Below are 6,733 nucleotides of genomic sequence, written 5' to 3' on the forward strand. Positions count from 1 at the left end.
TCCTCGTTCCCTGCGTCCTCCCCGCCCGCAGGCAGGACGGCCCTCCCGTTCCCGGCGTCCTCCGTGTCCTCCATATCCTCCGTGTCCCCCGAGGCACCCGCAGCAGCCCAGGAGAGCTCAGCCATGCCCCAGGACCCCAGACGCCGGTACGCCGGACCGCAGGACACCGGCCACCAGAAGACCGGCCCCCAGGACTCCGTACCCCGGCACGCGCCCCCGCCGCAGGACGCCGTACCCCGGCACGCGCCCCCGCCGCACGCCCCACCGCACGCCGCGCCCCTCACCCCGCCGGCCGATGTGCCGACCACCCCGCTCGTGCTCACCCCGCCCGAGCCCGTCGCCCCCGTCCGTACCGAGCAGGCCTCCGGTCTCGTCCCGGTCGAGGACGCGGTGCGGGAGGAGATGGTCCGGCGCGCCGAGGAGTACGTGGGCTCCCTCGCCGGACTCGACGCCCGCTCCCCGGAGTTCACCGCCCGGATCGGCGAGATCGCCTCGCTCGGACAGGGCGACATCCGCTCCGCCGCCCAGCAGTCCAACCGGATGCTGGACCGCACCGTCCGCTCCCTGGCCTCCGGCGAGGGCGACGCACCCTCCCGGGTCGGCGCCTCGCTGGTCGAGCTGCGGCGCACGGTCCAGGACCTCGACCCGGGCGACACCTCCGGGCGCGGGGCCCGCCGGCTGCTGGCCAGGCTGCCCGGGGCGAACCGGCTCCGCGACCATGTGGCGAAGTACGCCTCCGCGCAGGGCACGTTGCACCGGATCGTCGGCTCGCTCCGCAGCGGCCAGGACGAACTGCGCCGCGACAACGCCGCGTTGCACACCGAACGCACCCGGCTCTGGGAGTCGATGGGCAGACTCCAGGAGTACGCGGTCCTCACCGAGGCCCTGGACGGTGTCGTGGCCCGCCGGATCGCGGAGACCGAGCCCACCGACCCGGTCCAGGCCGACGCGCTCCGGGCCGACGTCCTCTTCCCCGTCCGGCAGAAACACCAGGACCTGCTGACCCAGCTCGCCGTCTGCGCCCAGGGGTACCTGGCGATGGACGTCGTACGGCGCAACAACGAGGAGCTGATCAAGGGCGTCGACCGGGCCGCGACCACCACACTCTCGGCGCTGCGGATCGCCGTGACGCTCGCCTCGGCGCTGGAGAACCAGCGGCTGGTGACCGAGCAGGTGCAGGTGCTGCGCTCCACCACGGAGGAGCTGATCCGGGGCAACGCGGAGATGCTGGCCACCCAGAGCGGCGAGATCCAGCGCATCGCCGCCGACCCGGCGGTGGGCGCGGAGACGCTGCGTACCGCGTTCCAGCAGATCTACCGGACGCTGGACGCCATCGACACGTACAAGGTGCGGGCGACGGAGTCGATGGCCGCCACCGTCGAGTCGCTGACCGCCGAACTCCAGGAAGCGGGCGCACGGTTGGAGCGCAGCCGCACGGCCGGCGCGCTGGACGGCGGCCTCGGATGAGCCGCCTCCCGCAGACCGGGGCGGGCCGCGGGCTCCCGCGCGCCCTCACGTCCCTGCTCGCCACCGCCGCCCTTCTCCTCCCGGTCGCCGCCTGCACGACGCAGCCGGCCGGTTCCGGCCAGGGGGCCGACGACGACAAGCCCCGCACCGGCACGGTCCGGGTCCTCGCCTCCAGTGAACTCGCCGACATGAAGCCCATGTTGGAGGAGGCACGGAAGGCGACCGGGATCACCGTACGGCCCACCTGGACCGGCACCCTGGACGCCGTCGAGCGGCTGGCGTCGGGGAAGGCGGACGGGGCGTACGACGCGGTGTGGCTGTCGTCCAACGACTATCTGCGCCTGGACCCGGAGGCCGCCCGCCGCGTCACCTCCGAGACCCCGCTCATGGCCTCGCCGGTCGCCCTCGGGGTACGGCCCACGACGGTGGAGCGGCTCGGCTGGGACCCGGAGCAGGTGAGCTGGGCCCAGGTCCACCAGGCGGTGGCGGCCGGGAAGCTCACGTACGGGATGACCGACCCCAAGCGCTCCAACTCCGGCTTCTCCGCCCTCATTTCGGTGGCCTCCGGGCTCTCCGGCGCCCAGGCCGCACTGACCGACGCCGATGTCCGCGCGGCGCGCCCGAAACTGAAGGAGTTCTTCGCGGGGCAGCGGCTGACCTCCGGCTCCTCGGGCTGGCTGGCCTCCGCGTACGCCCGGCGCTCCACCGTGGACGCGCTGGTCAACTACGAGTCGGTGCTGCTCTCCCTCAACCGGGACAGCGGAACCGGGCTGACGGTGATCCGCCCCCGCGACGGGGTGGTGACCGCCGACTACCCGCTCTCCACCCTGGCCGCCGCCACGCCCGACGCCAAGGACGCGGTACGGGCCCTCACCGAGCACCTCCGCTCCCCCGCCGCACAGCGCGCGATGACCGAGCAGACCCTGCGCCGCCCGGTCGTCGCCTCCGCGCGCCCGGCCGACCCGCTCTCCCCGGAGGCCCGCCGCGAACTGCCCTTCCCCGGTTCGCGATCGGTCGCCGACGGGCTGCTCTCCGCCTACGAGCACCAGCTCAGGCGCCCTTCGCGCACGGTGTACGTCCTGGACACGTCGGGGTCGATGAAGGGGAAGCGGCTGGAGCAGCTGAAGTCCGCCCTGACCGGGCTGACCGGCGACTTCCGGCAGCGCGAGGAGGTCACGCTGCTGCCGTTCGGCACCACCGTGAAGCAGGTCCGCACCCACACCGTCGATCCGGCCGACCCGGAGGCCGGGCCCGCCGCGATCCGGGCGGACGCCGCCGCGCTGACGGCGCGGGGCGAGACCGCGATCTACTCGTCGCTCTCCGCCGCCTACGACCATCTCGGCCCGGACACCGAGTCCGCGTTCACCTCCATCGTGCTGATGACGGACGGCGAGAACACCTCGGGCCGCTCGGCGGCCGACTTCACCGCGTTCTACCGGTCCCTGCCGCCCGCCCGGCAGGTCACCCCGGTCTTCCCGATCGTGTTCGGCGACTCCGACCGCTCCGAGCTGGAGCGGATCGCCGCCCTGACCGGCGGCCGGCTCTTCGACGGGACGAAGGAGCACGGCCCCGGCTCGCTGGAGGGGGCGTTCGAGGAGATCCGTGGCTACCAGTAGACCGGCACCCGGGGTGGCGGGCCGGGCGCTCGCGTACCTGGAGTCGGCGAAGAACCTCACCGGCAGCGCCTGCGCCCTGGGCGGGCTCGCCCTCACGCTCACGGGGTTCGCGGGCACGTACTGGCCGGTGGTGGTCGCCGGGCTGTACGGGGCGGGTGCGCTGGTCGCGCCGCCGACTCGGCCGCCCGCGCCGGAGTTCCCCGACCCCTCGTCCCGGCTGGACGCGCTCCGGGCCGACGTGACGACCCTGCGGGAGTACCTGGACCAAGTGGACCTGCCACCCGCCGCGACCGAACGGCTCGGCTCCCTCACGGAGTTGCTGGACGGGCTGCTGGCGCCGGGCTGGGTGTCGCAGGCACTGGCCGACGACCCGGAGGCCGTCCACGTACTGGCTCGTGCGGTGCACCGGGACCTCCCGGAGGCCGTCGACGCCTACGTACGGACCCGGTGGTGGACGCGGCTGGCGCCGGGGCAGCAGGACCCCGAGGAGCAGTTGGAGCGGCAACTGGCGCTGCTGCACGGGGAGGCGGAGGAGCTGGTGGCGGGGTTGCGGGAGGCGGAGGAGATCCACCAGCGGACCCATACGCGGTATCTGGAGGACCGGGGCACCACTTGACGACGGGCAAAAAAAGGGCGGCCCCCGAAACCGTGAGGGGGTCCCGGGGGCCGAGGCCTGTCGTCACCGAGGGCTGCCGGCGACGACAGGCCCTGTGCCGCGGCGGGTCGTCGTACCCACAGGTCAGGGCGGATGTCCGATGGACCCGGCCGCGGAGTTCCGAGCGGGACCGGCGGCCTGTACAGGGACAGGGACCGGCGGCCCGTACGGGCTCAGTGTCCCCGTACGGGCTCAGTGTCCCCGTACGGGCTCAGCACAGCCACGCACCGGGCAGCTCGCCGTACGGACCGGCGGGACCGTACGTGGGCCAGCCGCCCGTACGGGGACCAGCGCCCCGTACAGGGACAGGGGCCGGCGGCCCGTACGGGCTCAGCCCAGCCGCTCCACCAGCGCGCGGTACTCGTCCCACAGCTCCTTGGGCGTGTGGTCGCCGAAGGTGTTGAGGTGCTCGGGGACCAGGGCGGCCTCCTCGCGCCAGACCTCCTTGTCGACCGTGAGCAGGAAGTCGAGGTCGGACTCGGAGAGGTCCAGGCCCTCGGTGTCGAGCGCGCCCTTGGCCGGCAGGATGCCGATCGGGGTCTCGACGCCCTCGCCCTTGCCCTCCAGGCGCTCCACGATCCACTTGAGCACGCGGCTGTTCTCACCGAAGCCGGGCCACACGAACTTGCCGGCGTCGTTCTTGCGGAACCAGTTCACGTAGTAGATCTTCGGGAGCTTCGACTGGTCGGCCTTGTCCGCGCCGACCTTGACCCAGTGGTTCATGTAGTCGCCCATGTTGTAGCCGCAGAACGGCAGCATGGCGAACGGGTCGCGGCGCAGCTCGCCGACCTTGCCCTCGGCGGCCGCCGTCTTCTCGGAGGCGACGTTGGCTCCGAGGAAGACGCCGTGCTGCCAGTCGAAGGACTCGGTGACCAGCGGTACGGCGGAGGCGCGGCGGCCACCGAAGAGGATGGCCGAGATCGGCACGCCCTTGGGGTCCTCCCACTCGGGCGCGATGATCGGGCACTGCCCGGCCGGGACGGTGAAACGGGCGTTGGGGTGGGCGGCGGGCGTACCGGACTCGGGGGTCCAGTCGTTGCCCTTCCAGTCCGTGAGGTGGGCCGGGGCCTCCTCGGTCATGCCCTCCCACCACACATCGCCGTCGTCCGTCAGCGCCACGTTGGTGAAGACGGAGTTGCCCCACATGGTCTTCATGGCGTTGGCGTTGGTGTGCTCGCCGGTGCCGGGCGCGACACCGAAGAACCCGGCCTCCGGGTTGATCGCGTAGAGCCGGCCGTCCTCACCGAACCGCATCCAGGCGATGTCGTCGCCGATGGTCTCCACGGTCCAGCCGGGGATGGTCGGCTCCAGCATGGCGAGGTTGGTCTTGCCGCAGGCGGAGGGGAACGCGGCGGCGACGTACTTCGACTCCCCACGCGGCGGCGTGAGCTTCAGGATGAGCATGTGCTCGGCGAGCCAGCCCTCGTCGCGGGCCATCACGGAGGCGATGCGCAGGGCGTAGCACTTCTTGCCGAGCAGGGCGTTGCCGCCGTAGCCGGAGCCGTACGACCAGATCTCGCGGTCCTCGGGGAAGTGCGAGATGTACTTGGTGGTGTTGCAGGGCCACGGGACGTCCTGCTCGCCGTCGGCCAGGGGGGCGCCGAGGGTGTGGACGGCCTTCACGAAGAAGCCGTCGCCGCCCAGCTCGTCCAGGACCGTCCGCCCCATGCGGGTCATGGTGCGCATGGAGACGGCGACGTACGCCGAGTCGGTGATCTCGACGCCGATGGCGGAGAGGGGCGAGCCGACGGGGCCCATGCAGAACGGCACGACGTACATGGTGCGGCCGCGCATGGAGCCGCGGAAGACACCGTCCTGCCCCGTGAAGATCTCCCGCATCTCGGCGGGGTCCTTCCAGTGGTTGGTCGGCCCGGCGTCCTTCTCCTCCTTGGAGCAGATGAACGTACGGTCCTCGACGCGGGCGACATCGCTCGGGTCGGACGCGGCGTAGTACGAGTTCGGCCGCTTGATCTCGTCCAGCTTGGTGAACGTGCCCTTGGCGACGAGCTCCCCGCACAGGCGCTCGTACTCGGCCTCGGAGCCGTCGCACCAGACCACCTGGTCCGGCTGGGTGATGGCTGCGATCTCGTCGACCCAGGAGATCAGCTCCTGGTGGTGGGTGGGGACAGTGAGGGGAGCCGCGATGTCGCGCGCCACGATCGCTCCTTGATGAGGGTGTGTGTTGTCAGGTGCCCCGTGGGGGCTGCGACCCGGATGCTTCGTACCCTTCGATCCCCTGGCGCTCATCCGGTGCCGACCGCACTCATTTGATCATCCGGCCGTTCCGCCCATACGTCCAGGGGGCCGCACACGTGAGCATCACCACTCGTATTCGTTACCTACGGTTGCGTAGGTAACATGCGGATATGACTGACGCCGCCGCTGCCGCCGCGACCCAAGGACCTGCCGAGGCGACCAGGGGACCGGTCGAACTCGATCCCGTCCCCGTCAAGCCCCGGATGCGCGGCTGGCTGCACGCCGGCATGTTCCCGGCAGTGGTGATCGCCGGAATCACCCTGATCGCCCTGACCGACAGCGCCCGCGGCCGGATCGCGTGCGCCATCTACGTCGCGACCGCCTGCCTGCTCTTCGGCGTGAGCGCGGTCTACCACCGCGGCACCTGGGGCCCGCGCGGAGAGGCGGTGCTCCGCCGCCTGGACCACGCCAACATCTTCCTGATCATCGCGGGGACCTATACCCCGCTGACCCTGCTGCTCCTGCCCGAATCCACCGGACGGCCCCTGCTGTGGGCGGTGTGGGCGGCCGCGGCGGCGGGCATCGCCTTCCGGGTCTTCTGGGTCGGCGCCCCGCGCTGGCTCTACACGCCGTGCTACATCGCGATGGGCTGGGCGGCGGTCTTCTTCCTGCCCGACTTCATGCGGACGGGCGGCATCGCGGTGTCGCCCACCTTCACATGCGGCAGCTTGGTCTCCTCGAAGAAGCCGTAGACCCAGAACGAGTCCTTGTCGACCACCGCCATCTTCGGCTCACCGGT

4 protein-coding genes and 1 pseudogene are annotated in these 6,733 nt (G+C 72.0%); 4 read left to right on the plus strand and 1 reads right to left on the minus strand.

The annotated features are described in order from the left end of the window. Positions 1–123 precede the first annotated feature (123 nt). Genes AB0917_RS10145 through AB0917_RS10155 form a run of 3 tightly spaced genes read left to right on the plus strand, consistent with a single transcriptional unit; the run spans position 124 to position 3,699 of the window. On the plus strand, positions 124–1,467 hold the full coding sequence (locus tag AB0917_RS10145; protein WP_366819044.1) for a toxic anion resistance protein: 1,344 nt from the start codon (positions 124–126) through the stop codon (positions 1,465–1,467). After that, positions 1,464–3,083, plus strand: coding sequence for a substrate-binding and VWA domain-containing protein (locus AB0917_RS10150; protein WP_366819045.1), 1,620 nt, complete (start codon positions 1,464–1,466; stop codon positions 3,081–3,083). The genes AB0917_RS10145 and AB0917_RS10150 overlap by 4 nt, the downstream gene beginning before the upstream one ends. After that, positions 3,070–3,699, plus strand: a complete 630-nt coding sequence (locus tag AB0917_RS10155; RefSeq protein WP_366819046.1) for a hypothetical protein — start codon at positions 3,070–3,072, stop codon at positions 3,697–3,699. Before AB0917_RS10150 ends, AB0917_RS10155 begins: the two co-directional genes overlap by 14 nt. Positions 3,700–4,068: 369 nt before the next feature. Here AB0917_RS10155 and AB0917_RS10160 read toward each other — a convergent pair whose 3' ends face one another. Next, a complete protein-coding gene (locus AB0917_RS10160; protein WP_366819047.1) occupies positions 4,069–5,895 on the minus strand; it encodes a phosphoenolpyruvate carboxykinase (GTP) in 1,827 nt (608 codons plus the stop codon). Between the two features lie 209 nt (positions 5,896–6,104). Here AB0917_RS10160 and AB0917_RS10165 point away from each other — a divergent pair. After that, positions 6,105–6,638, plus strand: a pseudogene (locus AB0917_RS10165) (hemolysin III family protein); the annotation flags it as partial. Positions 6,639–6,733 lie beyond the last annotated feature (95 nt).

Source organism: Streptomyces sp. NPDC007346 (assembly GCF_040703535.1).
In the GTDB taxonomy this organism is placed as follows: Bacteria; Actinomycetota; Actinomycetes; order Streptomycetales; family Streptomycetaceae; genus Streptomyces.

Bases quoted from the DNA above. Each gene is read 5' to 3' on its own strand.
- AB0917_RS10145 (WP_366819044.1), top strand. From the start codon at position 124: ATGCCCCAGGACCCCAGACGCCGGTACGCCGGACCGCAGGACACCGGC.
- AB0917_RS10150 (WP_366819045.1), top strand. From the start codon at position 1,464: ATGAGCCGCCTCCCGCAGACCGGGGCGGGCCGCGGGCTCCCGCGCGCC.